The sequence below is a fragment of the Blautia sp. Marseille-P3201T genome, from assembly GCF_900120295.1.
Classification (GTDB): domain Bacteria; phylum Bacillota; class Clostridia; order Lachnospirales; family Lachnospiraceae; genus Blautia.
In genome coordinates, this window is the sequence record NZ_LT635470.1 from 425007 (window position 1) to 446283 (window position 21277).

The 21277-nt window shown below is 38.6% G+C and carries 27 protein-coding genes and 1 riboswitch; of the genes, 25 read left to right on the forward strand and 2 right to left on the reverse strand.

Annotation, left to right across the window (positions count from 1 at the left end; translation table 11 throughout):
• The first annotated feature begins 39 nt into the window (after positions 1-39).
• The 9 genes from BQ7352_RS10330 (at position 40) to BQ7352_RS10370 (ending at position 5318) form a co-directional block, all read left to right on the forward strand.
• Positions 40-591, forward strand: a complete 552-nt coding sequence (locus BQ7352_RS10330) for a biotin transporter BioY (protein WP_072449136.1) — start codon at positions 40-42, stop codon at positions 589-591.
• Positions 588-1013: a DUF1284 domain-containing protein gene (locus tag BQ7352_RS10335; protein WP_072449137.1), complete on the forward strand. Its 426-nt coding sequence runs from the start codon at positions 588-590 to the stop codon at positions 1011-1013. The genes BQ7352_RS10330 and BQ7352_RS10335 overlap by 4 nt, the downstream gene beginning before the upstream one ends.
• Before the next feature lie 23 nt (positions 1014-1036).
• Positions 1037-1459 carry a bacteriohemerythrin gene (locus tag BQ7352_RS10340; RefSeq protein WP_022239452.1) on the forward strand — a complete coding sequence of 141 codons (423 nt, stop codon included), beginning with the start codon at positions 1037-1039 and terminating at the stop codon, positions 1457-1459.
• Between the two features lie 16 nt (positions 1460-1475).
• Positions 1476-1826, forward strand: a complete 351-nt coding sequence (locus tag BQ7352_RS10345; protein WP_072449831.1) for an arsenate reductase family protein — start codon at positions 1476-1478, stop codon at positions 1824-1826.
• Positions 1824-1929, forward strand: a riboswitch (TPP riboswitch). (Overlaps the previous gene by 3 nt.)
• 73 nt (positions 1930-2002) lie before the next feature.
• The gene (gene thiE, locus BQ7352_RS10350; protein ID WP_072449138.1) at positions 2003-2671 is read left to right on the forward strand and encodes a thiamine phosphate synthase; all 669 of its coding nucleotides are present in this window, start codon (positions 2003-2005) and stop codon (positions 2669-2671) included.
• The gene (gene thiD / locus BQ7352_RS10355; protein ID WP_072449139.1) at positions 2656-3441 is read left to right on the forward strand and encodes a bifunctional hydroxymethylpyrimidine kinase/phosphomethylpyrimidine kinase; all 786 of its coding nucleotides are present in this window, start codon (positions 2656-2658) and stop codon (positions 3439-3441) included. The genes thiE and thiD overlap by 16 nt, the downstream gene beginning before the upstream one ends.
• Before the next feature lie 56 nt (positions 3442-3497).
• Positions 3498-4133, forward strand: coding sequence for a GNAT family N-acetyltransferase (locus BQ7352_RS10360; protein ID WP_072449140.1), 636 nt, complete (start codon positions 3498-3500; stop codon positions 4131-4133).
• Positions 4134-4207: 74 nt separating this feature from the next.
• The gene (locus BQ7352_RS10365; RefSeq protein ID WP_072449141.1) at positions 4208-4711 is read left to right on the forward strand and encodes an RNA polymerase sigma factor; all 504 of its coding nucleotides are present in this window, start codon (positions 4208-4210) and stop codon (positions 4709-4711) included.
• Positions 4692-5318 (forward strand): zf-HC2 domain-containing protein, encoded by a 627-nt coding sequence (locus BQ7352_RS10370; protein ID WP_072449142.1) that lies wholly within the window; start codon positions 4692-4694, stop codon positions 5316-5318. The genes BQ7352_RS10365 and BQ7352_RS10370 overlap by 20 nt, the downstream gene beginning before the upstream one ends.
• Before the next feature lie 53 nt (positions 5319-5371).
• Here the strand turns inward: BQ7352_RS10370 and BQ7352_RS10375 are convergent, their stop codons facing one another.
• Positions 5372-6496: a DUF362 domain-containing protein gene (locus BQ7352_RS10375; protein WP_072449143.1), complete on the reverse strand. Its 1125-nt coding sequence runs from the start codon at positions 6494-6496 to the stop codon at positions 5372-5374.
• Positions 6497-6640: 144 nt separating this feature from the next.
• On the opposite strand from BQ7352_RS10375, the gene larC reads away from it, so the two are divergent.
• The 14 genes from larC to BQ7352_RS10445 all read left to right on the forward strand — a co-directional run bounded on the left by larC (position 6641) and on the right by BQ7352_RS10445 (position 17235).
• Positions 6641-7612, forward strand: coding sequence for a nickel pincer cofactor biosynthesis protein LarC2 (gene larC / locus BQ7352_RS10380; protein WP_072449144.1), 972 nt, complete (start codon positions 6641-6643; stop codon positions 7610-7612).
• Positions 7599-8447 carry an ATP-dependent sacrificial sulfur transferase LarE gene (gene larE, locus BQ7352_RS10385; RefSeq protein WP_072449145.1) on the forward strand — a complete coding sequence of 283 codons (849 nt, stop codon included), beginning with the start codon at positions 7599-7601 and terminating at the stop codon, positions 8445-8447. Before larC ends, larE begins: the two co-directional genes overlap by 14 nt.
• 41 nt (positions 8448-8488) lie before the next feature.
• Positions 8489-8833, forward strand: a complete 345-nt coding sequence (ylxM, locus tag BQ7352_RS10390; RefSeq protein ID WP_072449146.1) for a YlxM family DNA-binding protein — start codon at positions 8489-8491, stop codon at positions 8831-8833.
• A gap of 3 nt (positions 8834-8836) precedes the next feature.
• Positions 8837-10183: a signal recognition particle protein gene (gene ffh, locus BQ7352_RS10395; protein ID WP_072449147.1), complete on the forward strand. Its 1347-nt coding sequence runs from the start codon at positions 8837-8839 to the stop codon at positions 10181-10183.
• Positions 10184-10225: 42 nt separating this feature from the next.
• The gene (gene rpsP / locus BQ7352_RS10400) at positions 10226-10471 is read left to right on the forward strand and encodes a 30S ribosomal protein S16 (protein WP_003021336.1); all 246 of its coding nucleotides are present in this window, start codon (positions 10226-10228) and stop codon (positions 10469-10471) included.
• A gap of 18 nt (positions 10472-10489) precedes the next feature.
• Positions 10490-10720, forward strand: coding sequence for a KH domain-containing protein (locus BQ7352_RS10405; protein ID WP_072449148.1), 231 nt, complete (start codon positions 10490-10492; stop codon positions 10718-10720).
• 60 nt (positions 10721-10780) lie between these two features.
• Positions 10781-11287, forward strand: coding sequence for a ribosome maturation factor RimM (rimM, locus tag BQ7352_RS10410; protein ID WP_072449149.1), 507 nt, complete (start codon positions 10781-10783; stop codon positions 11285-11287).
• Between the two features lie 10 nt (positions 11288-11297).
• The gene (gene trmD / locus BQ7352_RS15090) at positions 11298-12734 is read left to right on the forward strand and encodes a tRNA (guanosine(37)-N1)-methyltransferase TrmD (protein ID WP_072449150.1); all 1437 of its coding nucleotides are present in this window, start codon (positions 11298-11300) and stop codon (positions 12732-12734) included.
• A gap of 130 nt (positions 12735-12864) precedes the next feature.
• The gene (rplS, locus tag BQ7352_RS10420; RefSeq protein WP_072449151.1) at positions 12865-13212 is read left to right on the forward strand and encodes a 50S ribosomal protein L19; all 348 of its coding nucleotides are present in this window, start codon (positions 12865-12867) and stop codon (positions 13210-13212) included.
• A gap of 77 nt (positions 13213-13289) precedes the next feature.
• Positions 13290-13889, forward strand: coding sequence for a signal peptidase I (gene lepB, locus BQ7352_RS10425; protein ID WP_072449152.1), 600 nt, complete (start codon positions 13290-13292; stop codon positions 13887-13889).
• Positions 13890-13906: 17 nt separating this feature from the next.
• Positions 13907-14752, forward strand: a complete 846-nt coding sequence (ylqF, locus tag BQ7352_RS10430; RefSeq protein WP_072449153.1) for a ribosome biogenesis GTPase YlqF — start codon at positions 13907-13909, stop codon at positions 14750-14752.
• Between the two features lies 1 nt (position 14753).
• Entirely contained in the window at positions 14754-15524 is a 771-nt protein-coding gene (locus BQ7352_RS10435; protein WP_072449154.1) for a ribonuclease HII, read from the forward strand.
• On the forward strand, positions 15517-15864 hold the full coding sequence (locus BQ7352_RS10440; protein WP_072449155.1) for a YraN family protein: 348 nt from the start codon (positions 15517-15519) through the stop codon (positions 15862-15864). The genes BQ7352_RS10435 and BQ7352_RS10440 overlap by 8 nt, the downstream gene beginning before the upstream one ends.
• A gap of 147 nt (positions 15865-16011) precedes the next feature.
• On the forward strand, positions 16012-17235 hold the full coding sequence (locus tag BQ7352_RS10445; RefSeq protein ID WP_072449156.1) for a PcsB-like coiled-coil domain-containing protein: 1224 nt from the start codon (positions 16012-16014) through the stop codon (positions 17233-17235).
• Positions 17236-17296: 61 nt separating this feature from the next.
• Here BQ7352_RS10445 and BQ7352_RS10450 read toward each other — a convergent pair whose 3' ends face one another.
• Complete coding sequence (locus BQ7352_RS10450) at positions 17297-18460, reverse strand: ribose-phosphate pyrophosphokinase (protein WP_072449157.1); 1164 nt, start codon at positions 18458-18460, stop codon at positions 17297-17299.
• 143 nt (positions 18461-18603) lie between these two features.
• Between BQ7352_RS10450 and BQ7352_RS10455 the strand changes: the two genes are divergently transcribed.
• Both BQ7352_RS10455 and der read left to right on the forward strand, forming a co-directional pair.
• On the forward strand, positions 18604-19986 hold the full coding sequence (locus BQ7352_RS10455; protein WP_072449158.1) for a DUF512 domain-containing protein: 1383 nt from the start codon (positions 18604-18606) through the stop codon (positions 19984-19986).
• A complete protein-coding gene (gene der / locus BQ7352_RS10460) occupies positions 19949-21274 on the forward strand; it encodes a ribosome biogenesis GTPase Der (protein WP_072449159.1) in 1326 nt (441 codons plus the stop codon). The genes BQ7352_RS10455 and der overlap by 38 nt, the downstream gene beginning before the upstream one ends.
• Positions 21275-21277: the final 3 nt, after the last annotated feature.

The window sequence follows — 21277 nt, forward strand, 5'->3', positions numbered from 1 at the left end:
TACCTTTGCAAAAATAAGGACAGAAGAAAGGTAACAAAAATGATAATGGCAAAGGAAAACAACAAAACTTATGATTTAGTGTATATTAGCATGTTTACGGTATTGATTGCAATCTGTTCATGGATTTCCATTCCGGCAGCAGTTCCTTTTACCTTGCAAACCTTAGGTGTTTTTCTGGCAGTGGGAATTCTGGGCGGCAAAAGGGGAACGATGGCTGTTTTGGTTTACATTTTACTGGGAGCTATCGGAATTCCTGTTTTTGCAGGCTTTTCCGGTGGAATTGGTGTTCTCACAGGAACAACAGGAGGCTATATTGTAGGATTTCTAGCATCAGCTCTTGTTATGTGGGGCATGGAAATTGCTTTTGGAAAAGGAAAAAAGATACAAATTCTTTCTATGCTTTTAGGATTATTGGCATGTTATGCAGTGGGAACCTTATGGTTTATGGCAGTGTATACCCATCAGACAGGTGAAGTAGGAATTTTAGCGGTTCTGGGCTGGTGCGTATTTCCATTTGTAATACCGGATATTTTAAAAATTGCTTTGGCAGTGGTATTAACCGGAAGATTAAAAGGAGCAGTCAGAAGATGAAACAGGAATGCTTGAAAATCAGGGCACATCATGGTATGTGCCTTCATTTTTTTGAGGGAAAAGGATATAGTGATGAGTTTACAGCTCATATGCAGAAAATTTATGAAGAAATGCAGAAAAATCCGGAGATTGAAGTGGTTGCCTGTGGGGATGAAATCTGTAAAAAATGTCCGAATTTGGAAAATGGAATTTGTAATACATGGGAGCTTGTTCTGCATTATGACAAAGAAGTTTTAAAACGCTGTGGGCTGTCTGAAGGCAAGAAAATTTTATGGGATGATTTTTCAAATTTAGTAGAAGAAAAAATTATTTTGTCAGGGGAACGTCAAAAGATATGCGGAAATTGTCAGTGGTCGTCTATTTGTGAAAAGAAAGTGGAAAAAATTCTATTGGAAACTGAAAAAAATTGTGTTACACTATAGGAAAACCACTGGAGGGAAAGAAAATGAGAGCAGAATTTGATGAAACATTAGTAACCGGAAATGAAATGATTGATGGACAACATAAAGAACTGATTGAACGTATCAACCAGCTGTTAGAAAGCTGCGAAGACGGACAGGGAAAAGTAAAAGCAATTAAAATGCTGGATTACTTATTAGATTATACAGAGTTCCATTTCAGCGCAGAAGAAAAATTACAGGAAGAAATTCAGTATCCGGGAATTAACGAACATAAAGCAAAACATGCAGAATTTAAAAACGCTGTAAAAGAGCTTCAGGAAATGCTGGAAGAGGAAGAAGGACCGACAGAAGCATTTGTAGCTCAGGTTAAGAAAAATGTAGTAGATTGGTTATTCGACCACATTAAAGGTTTTGACCGCTCTGTGGCAGAATACAAATTTATGGCTTCTAACGCAGACAGATTATAATAAGAGGTTGCCTATGATATTATTTGTAGAATATCCCAAATGCAGTACCTGTCAGAAGGCAAAGAAATGGCTTTCGGAAAATCAGGTGGAATTTGAGGACCGTCATATTGTAGAAGATAATCCTTCGAAGGAAGAACTCAAGGCTTGGTATGAAAAAAGCGGACTTCCTTTGAAGCGTTTCTTTAATACCAGCGGAATGAAATACAAAGAATTGAAGTTAAAGGATAAGCTGCCTGATATGTCAGAGGAAGAACAGCTTGAGCTTCTGGCTTCAGACGGTATGCTGGTAAAAAGACCTGTGCTTGTAGGCGATGATTTTGTCCTTACAGGCTTTAAGGAAAAAGAGTGGACAGAAAAATTAAATTAAAGTCAGCAGGGGAGCCCGTGAGCGGGCTGAGAGGAAGTTATCAACTTCGACCCTTTAACCTGATATGGGTAATGCCAGCGTAGGGAGATGAGTGTGAGAACCGGGAAACGTGCAGGCGTTTTCCGGTTTTTTATATCACAGTCATTGTAATATAAAAAACAGGATAGGGGAAAAAAATGAAATTAGAAAGAAAAAATATGTGTTTATATGCCGTTACGGACAGAAGCTGGGTGGGTGAAAAGAGTTTTTTAGAGCAGCTTGAGGACTCGTTAAAGGGTGGAGTTACTTTATTGCAGCTTCGTGAAAAGAATTTAAGCAGGGTGGAGTTTTTAAAGGAGGCACAAGAGGTGAAAAAATTGACCGATAAGTATGGTGTGCCTTTGATTATCAATGATGATGTGGAAATTGCTTTGCTGGCAGATGCAGCCGGTGTTCATGTAGGGCAAAAGGATATGGAAGCGGGGGAAGCCAGAAAAAAGCTGGGAGCAGATAAAATTCTCGGTGTATCCTGCCGTACCGTAGAGGCTGCAAAAAGAGCAGAGCAAATGGGAGCAGATTATCTGGGGGTAGGAGCGATGTTTGCGACATCCACAAAGACAGAGGCAGAGGTGATTACAAAGGAACGCCTGATGTCTATTTGTCAGGCGGTTTCTATTCCGGTTGTGGCAATCGGGGGAATTAAGGAAGAGAATATAGAAGCTTTAAAGGGCAGCGGTATTTCCGGTGTTGCGGTGATTTCGGGAATTTATGCACAAAAGGATATAGAGGGCGCTTGTCAGAGACTTTTGAAGCTTTCAAAGGACATCACAAAAGAGGAGGCAGAGGAAAAATGCGAAAAGTGTTGAGTATTGCGGGTTCGGATTGCAGCGGAGGCGCAGGTATTCAGGCGGATATGAAAACTATTTGCGCGCATAATATGTATGCCATGACTGCTATTACTGCGTTGACAGCGCAGAATACCACAGGTGTTTATGATATTATGGAAGTATCTCCGGAATTTCTGGCAAATCAGCTGGACTGTATTTTTCAGGATATTTATCCGGATGCCGTAAAAATCGGAATGGTTCCAAACAGTGAACTTGTCTGTGTGATTGCTGAAAAATTGCGGGAATATCAGGTGAAAAATATTGTAGTAGATACAGTTATGGTTTCTACAAGCGGAAGCAGGCTGATGCAGGAGGAAGCCTGTAAAGTGATGAAGGAACAGCTCTTTCCATTAGGAACAGTATTGACGCCAAATCTTTTTGAGGCAGAGGTTTTAGCAGGAACAGAGATTAAAAATTCAAAAGATATGGTGTTGGCGGCGGCAGAAATCGGAAAATATACGAAAGGGGCAGTCTTAGTAAAGGGAGGACATTTGACTCAGGGAGCAGATGACCTTCTCTATGAAAATGAGAAAGAAATCTGGTATTGCAAAGAAAAAATTGATAATCCAAATACGCACGGTACAGGCTGTACCCTTTCCTCTGCCATTGCATGTAATCTTGCCCAGGGATATTCCTTACAGGAAAGCGTGAAAAATGCAAAAGAATATCTTACAGGAGCTATTCGGGCAGGTCTTGATTTGGGAAAAGGCAGAGGACCGTTAAATCATCTTTACATGGGAAATCGTTGACAGAACAAAATGTATTTAGATAGAATACTGTTAAAAAACAGAAGGGGATAGGAAACATGGTTATTATTCGACAGGAAACAGAAGCAGATTATCAGAGAGTAGAAGAGATTACCAGAAAAGCTTTTTATAATCTTTATATTCCAGGGTGTTGTGAGCATTATCTGGTTCATGTGATGAGGGGGCATGAAGATTTTATTTCGGAATTGGATTTTGTAATCGAAGTCGATGGAAAAGTCATTGGAAATATCATGCATACAAAAGCCAAGCTGGTAGATGAAGAAGGAATAGAGAAAGAAATTCTGACCTTCGGACCGGTTTGCGTTTTGCCGGAATACCAAAGACAGGGGTACGGCAAGATGCTGATAGAACATTCCTTTAAAAAAGCAACGGAAATGGGATACGATACGGTTGTGATTTTCGGAAGTCCTGCTAATTACGTAAGCCGAGGCTTTAAAAGCTGTAAAAAATATAATGTTTGTGTAGAAAACGGAACATATCCGGCTGCAATGATGGTAAAAGAATTAAAAGCAGGTGTGTTAGATGGAGGAAAATGGGTATATTACGACAGCCCGGTGATGCAGATTGATGAAAAAGCAGCAGCAGAATTTGACAGAACATTAGAGCCAATGGAAAAGAAAGAGCTGCCTTGTCAGGAAGAGTTTTACATTCTCAGTCAGGCGTGTCTGCAATAATTTATAAAAATTTCTTCATTTTTTGTAACGTTTTTATAAGTGATGAGTTAATAGGGTGAAAGGAGGGAAGGAACATGGAGTTTGAACAGATATACGAACTGTATTTTAAGGATGTTTTTTTATATTTACGCAGCTTATCTGCAACAGCACAAACCGCAGAGGAAATTGCGCAGGAAGCTTTTGTAAAAGCGTGGAAATCCATAGAGAGTTATGATGGCACAAAGGATATTCGTGCATGGCTTTTTACCATTGCAAAAAATACATATTATACACATTGCAGACGAGAAAAATTTTATGCGGACTATGAAAGAAATGAAAATCAGTCGGAAACGTCCGTAGAGTTTGTTCAAATGCTGGCAGATAAAGAGAGAGCTTTTTCCATTCATAAATTTCTGCATGATATGAAAGAACCTTACAAAGAAGTGTTCAGTCTCCGTGTTTTCGGGGAATTGCCCTTTGAGAAAATCGGAGAGCTGTTTGGAAAAAGCGACAGTTGGGCAAGAGTTACCTTTTACCGTGCCAAAAAACAAATTGCAGAATATATGGAGGTGTCAGAAAATGAAGAAAATAACTTGTGAGATTATAAAAGATATTTTGCCGTTATACGTGGATGATGCGGTAAGCTCGGATACAAGAGCTATGGTGGAGGAGCATCTGGCAGAATGTAAAAGCTGTAAAAAAGAGGCGGAAGCTATGAGCAAAGCCATAAAAATTCCTATTCATAAAACAGTGGAAAAAGAACAGGCAGAGGTTTTGAAAAATATTAAAAAAACTTTCAAAAATAAGAAAATCAGAGCTTCTATAATCTCTGTTTTGGTGACAGCAGGAGTGATTGCAGGAGCTTACAGTGCCTTGGTGCTTCCGAAAATTTATATTCCCTATGAGGAAAAAGATTTTTCTATTGAAATCGTTGACGGAAAGGTTTATGCCAATTATAAAGGGGCAATAGAATATGATGGTTCAGTAGCATTCACCTCTACGGAAGATAAAAAAACGGTTTTTTACCTGTATACAAATCCTTGGAAAACTTATATTCAGCCTCTCTTTAAAAAAGAAAAAGAAGAACCTCTTATTTACATCGAAAAAGCAGAGGAAATGCAAAAAATCTATTACGGAAAATTTGATTTGCCGCAGGAAGATTATGAAACAACATGGGAGAATGCGGAGAAGGTCTGGATAAAATAAAAAAATGTGCTTCCTGCTGTAATTGGCAACAGGAAGCACATTTTTATAGCTGTTTATTTTACTGTAATCAGGTTATATTTGCTGTTTCCAATTCCGATTTTTTCTCCGTGAGTGATAGCGCTTTCCCAACAGGTTTCCGGGAAAATACTGTGGAAATGGTCGTGGTTGTGGGAAGCTCGTTCCTCTTCACTGCAATCTCCCAGCATGCTGTTTGAGAGAACAGGCTGGGCGTTTACTGCATCTGCACATGCCACATCAAGAGCTACCGGGTCAAAGGAAGCAAACATTCCTACATTTGGAACAATGGCAGCGTCATTTTCTCCGTGACAGTCACAGTATGGAGATACGTCAATGACCAGACTGATATGGAAATGAGGGCGATTGTCAATAACAGCCTTTGTATATTCTGCAATTTTGCAGTTTAAGATTTCATTGGACTCGTCAGAAGCAGATAAAATGGCGTCTTTTGGACAGACACCGATACATCTTCCGCAGCCAACGCATTTATCATGGTTAATGGTTGCTTTTTTATTTTCAAATTCAGGGGCGTCATGAGCGCAAATTTTTGCACACATTTGACAGCCGATACATAAATCTTGGTCTACATGAGGTTTTCCGGCAGAGTGCATTTCCATTTTTCCGGCTCTGGAGCCGCAGCCCATTCCGATATTTTTCAAAGCGCCGCCAAAACCTGTTGCTTCATGGCCTTTGAAATGATTTAAAGAAATGAATACGTCTGCATCCATAACCGCATGTCCGATTTTGGCTTCCTTGACGTAGGTTCCGCCTTCTACGGGAACCAGCGCTTCGTCTGTACCCTTCAGACCATCGGCAATGATAATCTGACAACCGGTTGTGGTTGGGTTAAAACCATTTAAATTGGCGCTGTCTAAATGGTCAAGGGCATTTTTTCTTCCGCCTACATATAAAGTGTTGCAGTCTGTAAGAAAAGGCTTTCCTCCTAATTCCTTTACCACATCGGCAACTGCTTTTGCATAATTCGGGCGCAGAAACGCAAGATTTCCGGGCTCTCCGAAGTGCATTTTAATAGCAACATATTTGTCTGTGAAATCAATATTTCCAATTCCGGCAGTTTTGATGAGTCTCTGCAATTTTGTGAGAAGATTATCGCCGTTTTTTACTCTTAAATCTGTAAAATATACATTTGATACTTCCATTGTCAATCCTCCTGTTAAATATTTATAAAAGAATTTTATCATTGGAAAAACCAAGATACAATAGAAAATATGGATTTTCTTTAGGCTGTTCAGGGAAAGAGAAATGTGGTAAAATTTACTGAAAAATGACGAAGGGATTGTAAAATGGGAAACAGACTTTATATGACATGCAAAAACGGATTAAATTGTAATGCTTTAATACAGGCTTTAACAAAGCTGGTAAATCGGCAGAACTTATTTGTGAAAGAAAAATTGAATGAAGAAACCAAGCAGAGACTTGCAAAAGTCTATGCCCTGCTAGAGGAAGCAGGAGAAGATTGGGAAGAAGACAGAAAGCAGCAGGAAGAATTGGGAAGGCTTTTGGATACTCTGGAATGTGAGAAAATTTGTTTTTCGTCCTTGCCGGAGGGGAATAATGAGGAAACTCTTGAGGAAAAATCCGTTTCTGTTTTTCGGATTTTACAGAAATATCATATTCCCATAGAATTGCAGCCCCAAAAGGGAGAGCTTTTAAGCTTGGGTACAGTTTGCTTTCTGGCTGTTTTCGGAGAATGGGGAACAGAGAAAACATTGGATTGCATTGTACAGACAGTGATAGAAAAAGCGGACAGAGATATTATGGTAAAGCTTTTGCTTTGTTCTGATAAGGAAAATTTGGAGAAGACAAAAGATACGGTACAGGTTTTGGAAACTAATGTGGATGATTGCAGCGGAGAGCAGCTGGGATATGCCATTGAATGTTTAATGAAGGCAGGAGCGCTGGATGCCTCATGCTTCCCCATTTATATGAAGAAAAACCGAGTTGCCTATATGCTTCAGGTGCTATGTAAAAAGGAGCGGCAGGAAGCATTGGAGGATATTATTTTTCGGGAAACTACCAGTATCGGATTACGCAGATATGAAGAAAGGCGCAGAATTTTACCCAGAACCTTTAAGGAAATTCTGCTAAAAGACGGTCATACGGTAACGGTAAAAGTATGTGAGCACCACGGGCAGAAATTCTGTTATCCGGAATTTGAAACTGTAAAAAAAGTATGCGAAGAAACGGGCAGAGCTTACAGAGATGTGTACGATGAAGCATCTGCCGCAGCGGGAGGGTATTATGAAAACCTATGAAGAAAAGAAGCGGGATTTATATAAAAAAATGAAAGAATATACAAAGAAAGATATTTGTATTGCTTTTTCAGGAGGAGTGGACAGCAGTCTTCTTTTAATGCTGGCAAGAGAATGTTTACAACAGCATAAAAAAGCAGGAAAAATTCATGCGGTAACTTTTCATACTGTTCTGCATCCATCCTGCGATTTGGAAATTGCTCAAAAGGTAGCCAAGGAAGCCGGCGCAGTTCATAAAGTGGTTTTTGTTAATGAATTAGAACAGGAAGAAATTCGGTTTAATCCTGAAAACAGATGTTATCTTTGCAAAAAAACTTTATTCCAAAAGCTTATGGAATATGCCGAAAGTCAGGGAATTTCTGTTATCATGGAAGGAACAAACGAGGACGATTTGCATGTGTATCGTCCGGGATTAAGGGCAATCAAAGAGCTGGGAGTATTAAGTCCGCTGGCTGAAGCCGGTTTTACCAAAGCAGAAGTAAGAAAATTGGCAGAGGAGTTGGGCGTTTCTGTGGCAAGCCGCCCTTCAACACCCTGCCTTGCTACAAGACTTCCTTATGGAACAGAAATTAAAACAGAAGAATTAGAGAGAATTGCTTTAGGAGAGGAATATTTAAAAGATTGCGGTTTTTCTGTGGTTAGAATAAGACTTCATGGAGAAATTTGCAGAATTGAAATTCCGAAAGATGATTTTTCTGATTTTTTGGGAAAATCTCAGGAAGTAGCGGAACATTTACAAAAAATTGGATTTCGGTATATTACTTTAGATGTACAGGGATTTCGAAGCGGAAGTATGGACGAATTCAGAAATAAAAAGTTGTCAAGAAAAAATACTTGACAGTATGGAAAGTCTGTTGTATGATAAGCAAGGTGATGCGAATGGAGAAATTTGTAGAGCAGACTTTACTGTATGATTTTTATGGTGAACTGCTGACAGTTCATCAAAGAAGAATTTATGAAGATGTGGTCTTGAATGACTACTCGCTCAGTGAAGTAGCTGACGACTTGGGAATTAGCCGTCAGGGAGTACATGATAACATCAAGCGCTGCAATAAAGCTTTGCAGGATTATGAAGCAAAGCTGCATTTGGTAGAAAAGTTTTTAAATATCAAAGAGAAAGTTCATCGTATTCACGAACTGAGTAAAAAATGTGAAAAGCTTAGCAAACAGGAATTAGTTTTCCAAGTGGAAAATATTTCTCAGGAAATTTTAGAGGAGTTATAACAGATGGCATTTGAAAGCTTAACAGACAAACTACAGAATGTATTCAAAAACTTAAGAAAAAAAGGCCGTCTGACGGAAGCCGATGTAAAAGCTGCCTTAAAAGAAGTAAAAATGGCTTTATTAGAAGCTGATGTAAGCTTTAAGGTAGTAAAACAGTTTATGAAAGCGGTACAGGAAAGAGCCATTGGACAGGATGTAATGTCCGGTTTAAATCCGGGACAGATGGTAATCAAAATCGTAAACGAAGAGCTTGTCAAGCTTATGGGAAGCGAGACAACGGAGATTGCCTTAAAGCCGGGAAATGAAGTGACTGTTCTTATGATGGTGGGACTTCAAGGTGCCGGTAAAACAACGACTACTGCAAAGCTGGCAGGAAAGTTGAAATCCAAAGGCAAAAAGCCTCTTTTAGCAGCCTGTGACGTATATCGTCCTGCGGCGATTAAACAGCTTCAGGTAAATGGTGAAAAACAGGGTGTGGACGTATTTTCCATGGGCGATAAAAACAGTCCTGTGGACATTGCGAAAGCTGCTTATGAACATGCCAAAAATGAGAAGTATAATGTTTTGATTTTAGATACGGCAGGTCGCCTTCATATTGATGAAGATATGATGGAAGAGCTGGAGAAAATCAAAGAAGCTATTACTGTGGATCAGACTTTGCTGGTAGTAGATGCCATGACAGGTCAGGACGCTGTAAATGTTGCAGAAACCTTTGGCGAAAAAGTAGGCATTGATGGCGTAATACTGACGAAGATGGATGGTGACACCCGAGGCGGTGCTGCTCTTTCTATAAAGGCAATCAGCGGAAAACCGATTTTATATGTTGGTATGGGTGAGAAACTTTCTGATTTGGAACAGTTTTATCCGGAACGTATGGCATCCCGTATTTTAGGTATGGGAGATGTTATGAGTCTGATTGAAAAGGCACAGGCAAATCTGGATGAAGAAAAAGCAAAGGAAATGGAGCAGAAGTTCCGTAAAAATTCTTTTGGTTTTGATGATTATCTGGAAAGTATGAACCAGATGAAGAACATGGGCGGCTTATCCAGCGTACTGAGTATGCTGCCAGGTGTAGGTTCTCAGATGAAAGATTTGGAAGGTATGGTTGATGAAAAGGATATGGCTCGCAAAGAGGCAATTATCCTGTCTATGACACCGAGAGAACGCTCTCATCCGGAAATTTTAAATCCATCAAGAAAATACCGCATTGCAAAAGGTGCCGGTGTGGATGTGTCAGAAGTTAATCGTATGGTAAAGCAGTTTGAACAGGCTAAGAAAATGATGAAACAGATGCCCGGTTTAATGGGTGGCAAAGGTGGTAAAAGAGGAAAATTCAAACTTCCCTTTTAACATATATGAAAGATAATGAAATAAACCAGGAGGTGAAATGAAATGGCAGTAAAAATCAGATTAAGAAGAATGGGACAGAAAAAGGCTCCTTTTTATAGAATCGTTGTAGCAGATTCCAAATCTCCAAGAGACGGAAGATTTATCGAAGAAATCGGAACATACGACCCAACTCAGGAACCAAGCGTATATAAAGTAGATGAAGAAGCAGCTAAAAAATGGCTTGCAAACGGTGCTCAGCCAACAGATGTTGTTGCTAAAATCTTTAAACTGGCTGGTATCGAAAAATAATCTGGGGGGTGTCTTGTAATGAAAGAATTAGTTGAAGTAATTGCAAAATCTCTCGTAGATTGTCCTGATGAAGTCGTTGTGACGGAAACAGAAGATAATGATGCGATTTTCGTGGAGCTCAAAGTGGCGGCTTCCGATATGGGTAAAGTAATCGGCCGTCAGGGACGCATTGCAAAAGCAATTCGTACTGTCGTAAAAGCAGCTTCTTCCAAGAGTGACAAGAAAGTAGTCGTAGATATTTTACAGTAAGCAAGAGGTGAGCGCTATATGCGCCCCTTTTGCTTTTTGTTTTCATAGGAGATATAACTGATGGAAGATTTATTGCAAGTGGGCGTAATTACCACTACACATGGAATCAGAGGAGAAGTAAAGGTTTTTCCTACCACAGATGATGCACATAGATTTGATTATTTACAAAGTGTACTTTTAGATACAGGGAAAGAGCTGTGTGAGCTTGATATAGAGAGAGTAAAATATTTTAAACAGTATGTTATTTTAAAATTTAAAGACGTAGATAACATCAATGATATTGAGCCATATAAAGGAAAAAGTCTGTATGTGACAAGAGAGTTTGCAGTGCCTTTAAAAGAAAATGAATATTATATTGCAGATTTAATTGATATGGAAGTATATCTGGAAAATGGTGAATATTTTGGAACATTAATGGATGTTATGGAAACAGGAGCCAATGATGTTTATGTGGTTCACATTGAAAGCGGCAAAGAAGTTTTAATACCGGCAATTAAGGACTGCATTAAAAAGGTTGATGTAGAAAACGGAAAAATGGTCATTCACCTTTTAAAAGGTCTGTGCTAGGAGGAGAAAAATGGATTTTCATGTACTTACGCTGTTTCCTGAAATGGTGGAAAATACAGTTCAGACCAGTATTACAGGCAGAGCGGTGAAAAACGGAAAAATATCCCTTCATACGGTAAATATCAGAGATTTTTCAGATAACAAACATTCTCGTGTAGATGATTATCCGTATGGAGGCGGCGCAGGAATGGTTATACAGGCAGAACCGGTGTATCAGGCATATCAGTCTGTAAAAAAGCAGACTGTGAAACCTCGATGTATTTATCTTACACCACAGGGTAAAGTTTTTAATCAGACTATGGCAGAAGAGTTTGCATTGGAAGAGGAACTGGTTTTTCTCTGTGGACATTATGAAGGAATTGATGAAAGAGTTTTAGAGGAAATTGTGACAGATTATGTTTCTATTGGAGACTATGTACTCACCGGAGGGGAATTGGCCGCCTGCGTTATGATTGATGCAATTTCCAGATTTGTGCCGGGTGTTTTAAACAATGAAGAGTCTTCTCAGTTTGAGTCTATACAGGATAATTTGTTAGAATATCCTCATTACACCAGACCGGAGAGCTGGAGAGGAAAAGATGTACCAGCTGTATTGTTGACAGGTGATCATACGAAAATCGAGGCATGGAGACTGCAGGAGTCTTATAAAAGAACGCAGGAAAGACGCCCTGATTTAAGAGCAAAAAATCGTCCGGTAACAGCAGCTTATTTCAGTCCGACAGAGGGGACAAAAAAAGCAGCAGAACTATTGGCAGGTTGTTTGACACAAAATCCGCAATACATTGACCTGACAAGACGCAAGCTTCGCAGAGAAAAAAGAGAGTTTTCCAGTCAGGAATTGCTCATTGCAGCGGCGCCGGTATATGGAGGACAGCTTCCGTCTTTGGAGGATACGCTGTTTTCAAATTTAAAAGGAAATCAAACACCTTGCGTTATCATGGCTGCTTATGGAAACAGACATTATGACGATACCCTCTCTCAGATGAAAAAAATCTTAGAGGAAAGAGGCTTTGTTTGCATTGGAGCCATTGCGCCGATTATTCCTCATATTTATGCAGATAAATTAGGTGCGGGAAGACCAGATGAAACAGATGAAATGATATTTAAAAAGTTTGCGGTTTTGGTTAAGAAACGTATAGAAGATGGAGAAAAAACTGGTTTTTCTTCCATTGATGTTCCGGGAAATCCTGTACCGGATAAAAAAGAAATGAAACCTGTTCAAAAATATTTTGATAAAGAGAAGTGTACAGGCTGTCAGGTATGCGTGCAAAAATGCCCGGTATATGCAATTTCAAAGGATACGCTGGAAATTGACGAAAAGAAATGTATTTCCTGTATGCGCTGTGCTGTGCTTTGTAAAAGAGGTGCGAGAACTTACGATGCATCAAAAGTAAAAGCGCATTTAGAAGAAAAATTTTCAACACCAAGAGAGGTGGAATTTTTCTAATCTCTTTAAAAATCAAGGGAAAATACTTGACAAGGATATGTGTGCATAGTATAATTACCCATGTTGTAAAAAGAGATGGTCCTCTGTTGCTGATTGCATTAAGAACGTCCGAATTTAAAGGAGAAAAATCATGAACGAAATTATTAAAAACATTGAAGCTGCTCAGATGAAAGCAGAAGCACCAGAATTCAACGTAGGAGATACTGTAAGAGTTCACGGAAAAATCAAAGAAGGTAACCGTGAAAGAATTCAGATTTTCGAAGGTGTTGTATTAAAGAAACAGGGTGGAAGCAACCGTGAAACATTCACAGTTAGAAAAAATTCTAACGGAATTGGTGTTGAAAAAACATGGCCATTACACTCCCCTAACGTAGAAAAAGTAGAAGTTATCAGACGTGGTAAAGTAAGACGTGCAAAACTGAACTACTTAAGACAGCGTGTAGGTAAAGCAGCGAAAGTAAAAGAGTTAGTAAAATAATAACGTAAACATGACAGGGACACATACTTTGGTATATGTCCCTGTTTCTTCAATACGAATAATTCAGGTGAAACAGAATGAAAAAAAAGAGAAGCAAAAAGAAGAGAGAACAGCAAAGAGAAATGGCACTGGAATTCATTAAAAGCAAAAGAGGGAGAATTGTCTTTGGCTGGATATTTCAGGTAGCGGTAGTATTGGCTGTTGCTGCAGTGGTGTCTATTTTCTTTTTTCAGAGTATTCGCATGCAGGAAAGCAGCATGGAACCTACTTTGCAGACAGGCGAAACCTTTTTTATAAATAAGCTGGCATATAAACTGACAGGTCCGAAGAGGGGCGATATGATTGCCTTTACAAAAGACGGAAAAGATCATGCTGCTATTCATATTAAGAGAGTTATCGGACTTCCGGGAGAAACCATTCAAATTCAGGATGGCGAAGTTTATATTGACGGTGAGAAATATAAGGAAAAAATAGAAGTCGATAAGATGACGAACCCCGGCCTGGCAGATCAGGGGGTTACTTTGAAAAGTGATGAATATTTTGTATTAGGTGATAATCGGAATAACAGTGAAGACAGTCGTTTTGCAGAAGTGAAAAAGGTAAAAAAGAAATACATCGAAGGTAAACTGTGGTTTCGAATTGCACCGTTTGGTAAAATTGGATTTGTAAAACATTAGACAAAAGGAGAAGAAGCATGAATTATCAATGGTACCCAGGACACATGACAAAAGCAAAACGTATGATGCAGGAGAATATTAAACTCATTGACCTGATTATTGAGGTGGTGGATGCGCGAATTCCTTTTTCCAGTCGAAATCCTGATATAGATGAGCTTGGGAAAAATAAAGCAAGGCTTATTTTGCTGAATAAATCAGATTTGGCAGATGAACGCGAAAATGAGAAATGGGCAGAATATTTCAAAAGAAAAGGTTATTATGCAGTAAAATTAAATGCAAAAAGCGGGGCAGGGATAAAAGGTGTTCTTCCTGTTGTTATGGAGTCCTGTAAGGAAAAACTTGAACGGGACAGAAAAAGAGGAATTATCAATAGACCAATCAGGGCTATGGTAGTGGGGATTCCCAATGTGGGAAAATCTACTTTTATCAACGCTTTTGCGGGAAAAGCCTGTACAAAAACAGGAAATAAACCGGGTGTGACAAAAGGAAAACAGTGGATACGTATTAATAAAAATGTAGAACTTCTTGATACACCGGGGATTTTGTGGCCTAAATTTGAAGACCAGAGTGTAGGAGCAAAACTTGCTATGGTGGGTTCTATTAAAGATGAAATTTTAAACTTAGAAGAGTTAGCTTTGGAACTGCTAAAATATCTTCATGAATGTTATGATGGGATTTTAGCAAAGCGCTATGATATTGAGGAAAGTGAAAACACTCTTTCTATGTTGGAACAGATTGCAGAAAACAGAAAATGTATCCAAAGAGGAAATGAACTGGATTATCTGAAAGCGGCAAATATTCTGCTGGAAGAATTCAGAAATGGGAAAATCGGAAAAATTACTTTGGAAAAGCCGGAGGCTTAAAATGGAGAGTATTCAGGAAATAAAAGAAAAATTTAAGAATACATCGCTACAGGAATTGCCTGCTCTGTGTGAAATTTATGGGGCAGATGAACGAAAAGGCGTACAGAAGCTTGTAGAACAGGGACAGAAGCGTGTATTAGCTTTAGAAAAGGAAAAAGAACGTTTAAAGCAGATGCGGGAATTTGAGCATAAATATGAACATTTAGGCTATATTTGCGGAATTGATGAAGTGGGACGAGGTCCTTTTGCCGGTCCGGTTGTGGCAGGAGCTGTAATTTTGCCGCCTGACTGTGAAATTCTGTATGTGAATGACTCAAAACAGCTTTCTGAAAAAATGAGAGAACAGCTCTATGATGAAATTATGGAGAAGGCGGTTTCTGTGGCAGTTGGATATGCAAGCCCACAGAGAATTGATGAGATTAATATTTTACAGGCAACTTATGAAGCAATGAGAGAAGCGGTTTCAAAGCTTGAGGTAACTCCTCAGATTTTATTAAATGATGCAGTGACAATCCCACAAATTACCATACCGCAGGTTCCGATTATTAAGGGAGATGCCAAAAGCATTTCCATAGCAGCGGCAAGTATTGTGGCAAAGGTTACCAGAGATCGTCTGATGCGGGAGTATGATAGAATTATGCCGGAATATGGGTTTGCATCCAATAAAGGATATGGTTCGAAAGAACATATTGAAGCCATCAAGAAGTATGGTCCGACGCCCATACACAGAAGGAGTTTTATTCATAATGTGACAGGGAAAAGTTATGAATGAAATTGGCAGAAGATATGAAGCAAAGGCTGCTGAATTCCTGGAAAAACAAGGATATTCCATATTGGAACGAAATTTTCAGTGCAGACAAGGAGAAATTGATTTAATCGGAAAAGAGGGAGAATATCTGTGTTTTATTGAGGTGAAATACAGAGGCAGTTCAAGCTATGGAACTCCATTGGAAGCAGTGACAAAAGCAAAGCAGAGAAAAATTTCCAGAACGGCATTGTATTATCTTATGAAGGAAGGTTATCCGGAGGACACGCCTTGCCGTTTTGATGTAGTGGGAATGGTTGCTGATAAGGCAGAACTTGTTCGAAATGCTTTTGAATATCAAAGATAAATGAAAAAAATCAATAGAATAATTGCATAAATTTGACAGAAAATCTTAGGTACTATTACATAAATGTTACGAAAAGATGAAAAAAGACTATTCTTCCTGTGAAGTTTGTGTTATAATCGGTTTTGGTTATGAAAAGGAGCTTTGATTATGAGGAAAAAAACAAGTACAGGCCTGATTTTGGGGTTTTTATCAGCAAGTCTGATTATCACTCCTTGTTACGCTGCAACAACACAGAGTAAGATTTCTGCAGAGCAGGGTAAACAAAAGGAAAATGAGAAACAGTTAAATGATGCTCAGGGAAGAATCAAAAGTCTGGAATCCAAGAAAAACGATTTGGAAGGGTACTTGACAGAACTGAATAACCAGCTTAGCGAATTGGGAGAAAACCTTCAGGATATTCAGAGTCAGTCAGATGCAAAACAGGAAGAACTGGCGGAGCTTGAAACCCAGCTGGGGGAAGCGCAAAAGAAAGAGGAAGAACAGTATTCCAAGATGAAACTTCGTATTCAATATATGTACGAAAATTCAAATAGTTCTTATATGACGTTGTTTTTGGAAGCGAAAGATCTTTCGGAATTTTTGAGTCAGGCAGAAAATATGTCACAGATGACTAAGTATGACAGAAAGATGCTGGAAGAATATAAGAAGACAACAGAGGAAATTAAGGAAAAAGAAGAAAGTATAAAAAAAGAGCAGGAGAAGCTTAATAAACTTCATCAGGAAAGCTTGGACAAGCAGGATGAAATTTCAACAGTAATGAAAAGTACACGTGCTCAGATGGAAGAATATGAAACACAGATTTCAAATGAGCAAAATACAACGAAAACATTACTGAATAAAATCAATGCGCAGAGTGATAAAATTAACAGCTTAATTAAACAGGAAAAAGATGAAGAAGCGGCACAGTCCCAGAATTCATCTTCTCAAAGTCAAAAACCAAGCAATACAACACCGGAAAATACAACAAAACCAGATAACAAAACTGAGCCGGAAGAAAGTAAACCACAAGAACCAGAGTTAGAAGAGGATAGTGACAATAATTCTCAGAACTCTCAGGAAAATCAGGAAAATGACAATCAGAATTCTTCAGGTGAGAAATATTTAGGAAAGTTTAAGATTACAGCTTATTGTAATGGGTCTTGCTGTGGCGGGCATTCCAGTGGTTTAACTGCCAGTGGAACAACTCCGGTACAGGGAAGGACTGTTGCCATGGGTGGAGTACCATTTGGTACAAAACTTAGAATTAATGGTACAGTCTATACTGTAGAGGACAGAGGCGTACCTTATGGACACGTGGATGTTTATTTTGAGAAGCATGAAGATGCACATGCGTTTGGAAAAATGTATGCGGACGTATATCAGGTGAATTAAAGATTACATATAAAAAACAGATGGTCACATGGCCATCTGTTTTTCAATCTCTGATAAGCTTTTAGCATCTTTTCAGAAGCTTGTTGATTTTTTCTGTTGTATTTCGAACTTTATTTACGGATAAGTCATGGTTTAAAATATCCATGATACTTGCCAGATATTTACTCATATCAGCTTCCAGATAATAAGGACGTGTAAGCAATTCAGGATTTCGGTAATTCAGATTTGTGGTAATCACGCGATAAATATAACCTTTTTCATAATATTCATCGAATTTTTCAAGACCATCTGTGAAAAGACCGAAAGTAGTACATACGATAACACGTTTTGCTTTACGTTCTTTTAATTTTCTTGCAACATCCAACATGCTTTCTCCGGAAGAGATCATATCATCAATGACGATAACGTCTTTTCCTTCTACGGAGTCGCCTAAAAATTCATGGGCTACAATTGGATTACGCCCATTTACAACAGTAGAGTAATCACGACGTTTGTAGAACATACCCATGTCAACACCCAGAATATTAGAGAAGTAAACGGCTCTCTGCATAGCGCCTTCATCAGGGCTGATGATCATTAAGTGTTCGTTGTCGATTTTAAAATCTTCAATGTTTGCACATAATGTTTTTAAGAACTGATAAGTTGGCATGAAATTATCAAATCCCGATAAAGGAATGGCGTTCTGCATACGTGGATCATGAGCGTCAAAAGTAATGATATTAGAAACGCCCATTTGAACTAATTCTTGAAGTGCCAATGCACAGTCAAGAGACTCTCTTTTGCTTCTTTTGTGCTGACGGCTTTCGTAAAGAAATGGCATGATTACGTTGATACGATGAGCTTTGCCGGCAGCAGTAGCAATAATACGTTTCAAATCCTGATAATGATCGTCTGGTGACATGTGATTTACATGTCCGCACATATTGTAAGTTAAGCTATGATTGCAGACATCCACCATAACGAACATATCTGCGCCACGGATTGACTCGTTGATAACACCTTTGGCTTCCCCTGAACCAAAACGCGGGCAATTGCAATCAATGAGAAAGCTGTTTTCAGCATAACCCCGGAAATTTAAACCGGATTGATTGTGAGAATTTAATTCTTTTCGGAATTGTACCAGATGAGCATCTACCTGAGAAGCTAATTCAGAACAGCTTTTTAATGCTGCAATTTTAATAGGAGCCACCGGGATAGATTTTTCCAGTAAACTGATATTAACCATAATGACCTCCATTTTAGAGTTTTTTGACATAATTACACAATAAGTTATAACATTCGACACGTATGGGAGTCAAGGAAAAATATTGCTTTTTTCATATAATATTGGTATTATAGAAAATAACGGGCATTTGCAGGAGGAAAAATATGAAAAATAACCGACATAAAATAAGCCAGGTGAAAGAAGGAAGCATTGCCTGGGAGTTAGAATTAGAGCCGGGAGATGAATTAATCAGCATCAACGGAGAAACTATAGAGGATGTTTTTGATTATCATTATCTGGTGAATGACGAATATATAGAATTGCTGGTAAGAAAACCAAGTGGGGAAGAATGGGAACTGGAAATCGAAAAAGAATTTGAAGAAGATTTAGGTATTGAGTTTGAAAACAGCCTTATGGATGAATATCGTTCCTGCAGGAATAAATGTGTTTTCTGCTTTATTGATCAGATGCCACCGGGAATGAGAGATACCTTATATTTTAAAGATGATGACTCACGCTTATCTTTTTTACAGGGGAATTATGTAACGCTGACAAATATGAGTGACCATGATATTGACAGAATTATTCATTATCATTTAGCGCCGATTAATATTTCTTTTCAGACGACAAATCCAACACTTCGGTGTAAAATGCTGAATAATCGCTTTGCAGGTGATATTTTCCCTAAGGTACAACGCCTGTTTGAAGCAGGAATTGAGATGAATGGACAAATTGTGCTTTGTAAAGGGTTAAATGATAAAGAAGAGCTGGAGCGCAGTATTCGTGATTTGACACAGTATTTGCCTCACTTACGCAGTGTCTCTGTTGTTCCTGTGGGGCTCAGTAAATTCAGGGACGGGCTGTATCCGTTAGAGCCTTTTACAAAAGACGAGGCAGCGCAGGTGATTGACACTATTGAAAACTGGCAAAAGAAAATTTTTCCTGAGTTTGGTGTACACTTTATTCATGCCAGTGACGAATGGTATCTTCTGGCAGGAAGAGAGCTTCCGGAGGAAGATAGATATGATGGATATCTCCAATTAGAAAATGGAGTGGGAATGTTACGGCTTTTGGATGTAGAAGTGACAGAAGCGTTAGAGGAAAAAAAATCTGATGAAAGAAAGAGGAAAATTTCCTTTGCTACGGGAAGATTGGCATATCCGTATATAAAAAAATATGCAGATAAAATTACGAAAAAATTTCCTCATATAGAAATCCAAGGATATGAAATCCGAAATGATTTCTTCGGGGAACGGATTACAGTTTCCGGGCTTTTAACAGGACAAGATATTATGAAACAGCTTGCAGGGAAAGATTTGGGAGAATGCCTGTTACTTCCTTGTAATTTACTCCGAAGCGGAGAAGATGTGTTTTTAGATGATAAAACTGTAGGCGAAATGGAAACTGTTTTGAAAGTTCCTGTGCGTATTGTGGATGAGGCAGGAGCAGATTTTGTGGCGGCAGTTTTAGGAGAAGATACAGGAAAAACAAATAAAAGGAGAACAATGTATGAGCAAACCGATTGTAGCAATTGTTGGAAGGCCTAATGTAGGAAAATCAACACTTTTTAATGCCCTTGCAGGGGAAAAGATTTCAATTGTAAAGGATACACCGGGAGTTACAAGAGATAGAATTTATGCAGAAGTAACATGGCTGGATAAAAGTTTTACCATGATTGATACCGGAGGAATTGAACCGGAGAGTAAAGATATTATTCTCTCTCAGATGAGGGAGCAGGCACAGATTGCTATTGATACTGCAGATGTTATTATTTTTATGACGGATGTGCGTCAAGGTCTGGTAGATGCAGACGCAAAGGTAGCAGATATGCTTCGAAGAAGTAAAAAACCTGTGGTTTTAGTTGTAAATAAGGTGGACAGTTTCCAGAAATTTATGATGGATACTTATGAATTTTATAATTTGGGAATTGGCGAACCTGTACCTATTTCTGCTGCGTCTATGCTGGGGCTGGGGGATATGCTGGAAAAAGTTGTAGAGCATTTCGATGATAATGCGCAAAATGATGAGGAAGATGAAATTCCGAAAATTGCAGTGGTAGGAAAACCGAATGTAGGGAAATCTTCTCTGATTAATAAAATTTTAGGGGAAGACAGAGTGATTGTTTCTAATATTGCAGGAACAACCAGAGATGCCATTGATACAAAAGTTACCTATCAGGGAAAGGAATATACTTTTATTGATACGGCAGGCCTTCGCAGAAAAAATAAGATTAAAGAAGAATTGGAACGTTATAGCATCATTCGTACTGTAACTGCTGTAGAAAGAGCAGATGTGGTGGTTATGATGATTGATGCAACAGAGGGTGTTACAGAGCAGGATGCCAAAATTGCAGGAATTGCTCATGACAGAGGAAAAGGTGTCGTAATTGCCGTAAACAAATGGGATGCCATTGAAAAGAATGATAAAACCATTTATAAGTTTACAAATAAAGTAAGAGAAACACTTTCTTATATGCCTTATGCTGAGATTATGTTTATTTCTGCACATACAGGACAGAGAATTCCAAAATTATTTGAAACTATCGATATGGTTCTGGAAAATCAGACTCTTCGTATTCAGACCGGAGTCTTAAATGAAATTATTACAGAAGCTACTGCTCTTCAACAGCCACCTTCTGATAAAGGAAAACGTCTGAAAATTTTCTATACCACACAGGTTGCAGTAAAACCGCCTACCTTTGTTATTTTTGTAAATGATAAAGAATTAATGCATTTTTCTTATGTAAGATATCTGGAAAATAAAATCAGAGAAGCATTTGGATTTAAAGGAACTTCACTGAAATTTATTATTCGTGAGCGAAAAGAAGGAGAATAGAGA

Excerpts from the sequence above, each read along its gene's own strand:
- der (WP_072449159.1), top strand. The coding sequence starts at position 19,949 with ATGAGCAAACCGATTGTAGCAATTGTTGGAAGGCCTAATGTAGGAAAA.
- BQ7352_RS10450 (WP_072449157.1), bottom strand. The coding sequence starts at position 18,460 with ATGGTTAATATCAGTTTACTGGAAAAATCTATCCCGGTGGCTCCTATT.
- BQ7352_RS10340 (WP_022239452.1), top strand. The coding sequence starts at position 1,037 with ATGAGAGCAGAATTTGATGAAACATTAGTAACCGGAAATGAAATGATT.
- BQ7352_RS10405 (WP_072449148.1), top strand. The coding sequence starts at position 10,490 with ATGAAAGAATTAGTTGAAGTAATTGCAAAATCTCTCGTAGATTGTCCT.
- BQ7352_RS10455 (WP_072449158.1), top strand. The coding sequence starts at position 18,604 with ATGAAAAATAACCGACATAAAATAAGCCAGGTGAAAGAAGGAAGCATT.
- BQ7352_RS10445 (WP_072449156.1), top strand. The coding sequence starts at position 16,012 with ATGAGGAAAAAAACAAGTACAGGCCTGATTTTGGGGTTTTTATCAGCA.
- BQ7352_RS10365 (WP_072449141.1), top strand. The coding sequence starts at position 4,208 with ATGGAGTTTGAACAGATATACGAACTGTATTTTAAGGATGTTTTTTTA.
- trmD (WP_072449150.1), top strand. The coding sequence starts at position 11,298 with ATGGATTTTCATGTACTTACGCTGTTTCCTGAAATGGTGGAAAATACA.
- lepB (WP_072449152.1), top strand. The coding sequence starts at position 13,290 with ATGAAAAAAAAGAGAAGCAAAAAGAAGAGAGAACAGCAAAGAGAAATG.
- thiD (WP_072449139.1), top strand. The coding sequence starts at position 2,656 with ATGCGAAAAGTGTTGAGTATTGCGGGTTCGGATTGCAGCGGAGGCGCA.
- BQ7352_RS10330 (WP_072449136.1), top strand. The coding sequence starts at position 40 with ATGATAATGGCAAAGGAAAACAACAAAACTTATGATTTAGTGTATATT.
- thiE (WP_072449138.1), top strand. The coding sequence starts at position 2,003 with ATGAAATTAGAAAGAAAAAATATGTGTTTATATGCCGTTACGGACAGA.
- BQ7352_RS10375 (WP_072449143.1), bottom strand. The coding sequence starts at position 6,496 with ATGGAAGTATCAAATGTATATTTTACAGATTTAAGAGTAAAAAACGGC.
- ffh (WP_072449147.1), top strand. The coding sequence starts at position 8,837 with ATGGCATTTGAAAGCTTAACAGACAAACTACAGAATGTATTCAAAAAC.
- larC (WP_072449144.1), top strand. The coding sequence starts at position 6,641 with ATGGGAAACAGACTTTATATGACATGCAAAAACGGATTAAATTGTAAT.
- BQ7352_RS10335 (WP_072449137.1), top strand. The coding sequence starts at position 588 with ATGAAACAGGAATGCTTGAAAATCAGGGCACATCATGGTATGTGCCTT.
- BQ7352_RS10370 (WP_072449142.1), top strand. The coding sequence starts at position 4,692 with ATGAAGAAAATAACTTGTGAGATTATAAAAGATATTTTGCCGTTATAC.
- ylxM (WP_072449146.1), top strand. The coding sequence starts at position 8,489 with ATGGAGAAATTTGTAGAGCAGACTTTACTGTATGATTTTTATGGTGAA.
- BQ7352_RS10440 (WP_072449155.1), top strand. The coding sequence starts at position 15,517 with ATGAATGAAATTGGCAGAAGATATGAAGCAAAGGCTGCTGAATTCCTG.
- larE (WP_072449145.1), top strand. The coding sequence starts at position 7,599 with ATGAAAACCTATGAAGAAAAGAAGCGGGATTTATATAAAAAAATGAAA.
- rpsP (WP_003021336.1), top strand. The coding sequence starts at position 10,226 with ATGGCAGTAAAAATCAGATTAAGAAGAATGGGACAGAAAAAGGCTCCT.
- rplS (WP_072449151.1), top strand. The coding sequence starts at position 12,865 with ATGAACGAAATTATTAAAAACATTGAAGCTGCTCAGATGAAAGCAGAA.
- rimM (WP_072449149.1), top strand. The coding sequence starts at position 10,781 with ATGGAAGATTTATTGCAAGTGGGCGTAATTACCACTACACATGGAATC.
- BQ7352_RS10360 (WP_072449140.1), top strand. The coding sequence starts at position 3,498 with ATGGTTATTATTCGACAGGAAACAGAAGCAGATTATCAGAGAGTAGAA.
- ylqF (WP_072449153.1), top strand. The coding sequence starts at position 13,907 with ATGAATTATCAATGGTACCCAGGACACATGACAAAAGCAAAACGTATG.
- BQ7352_RS10435 (WP_072449154.1), top strand. The coding sequence starts at position 14,754 with ATGGAGAGTATTCAGGAAATAAAAGAAAAATTTAAGAATACATCGCTA.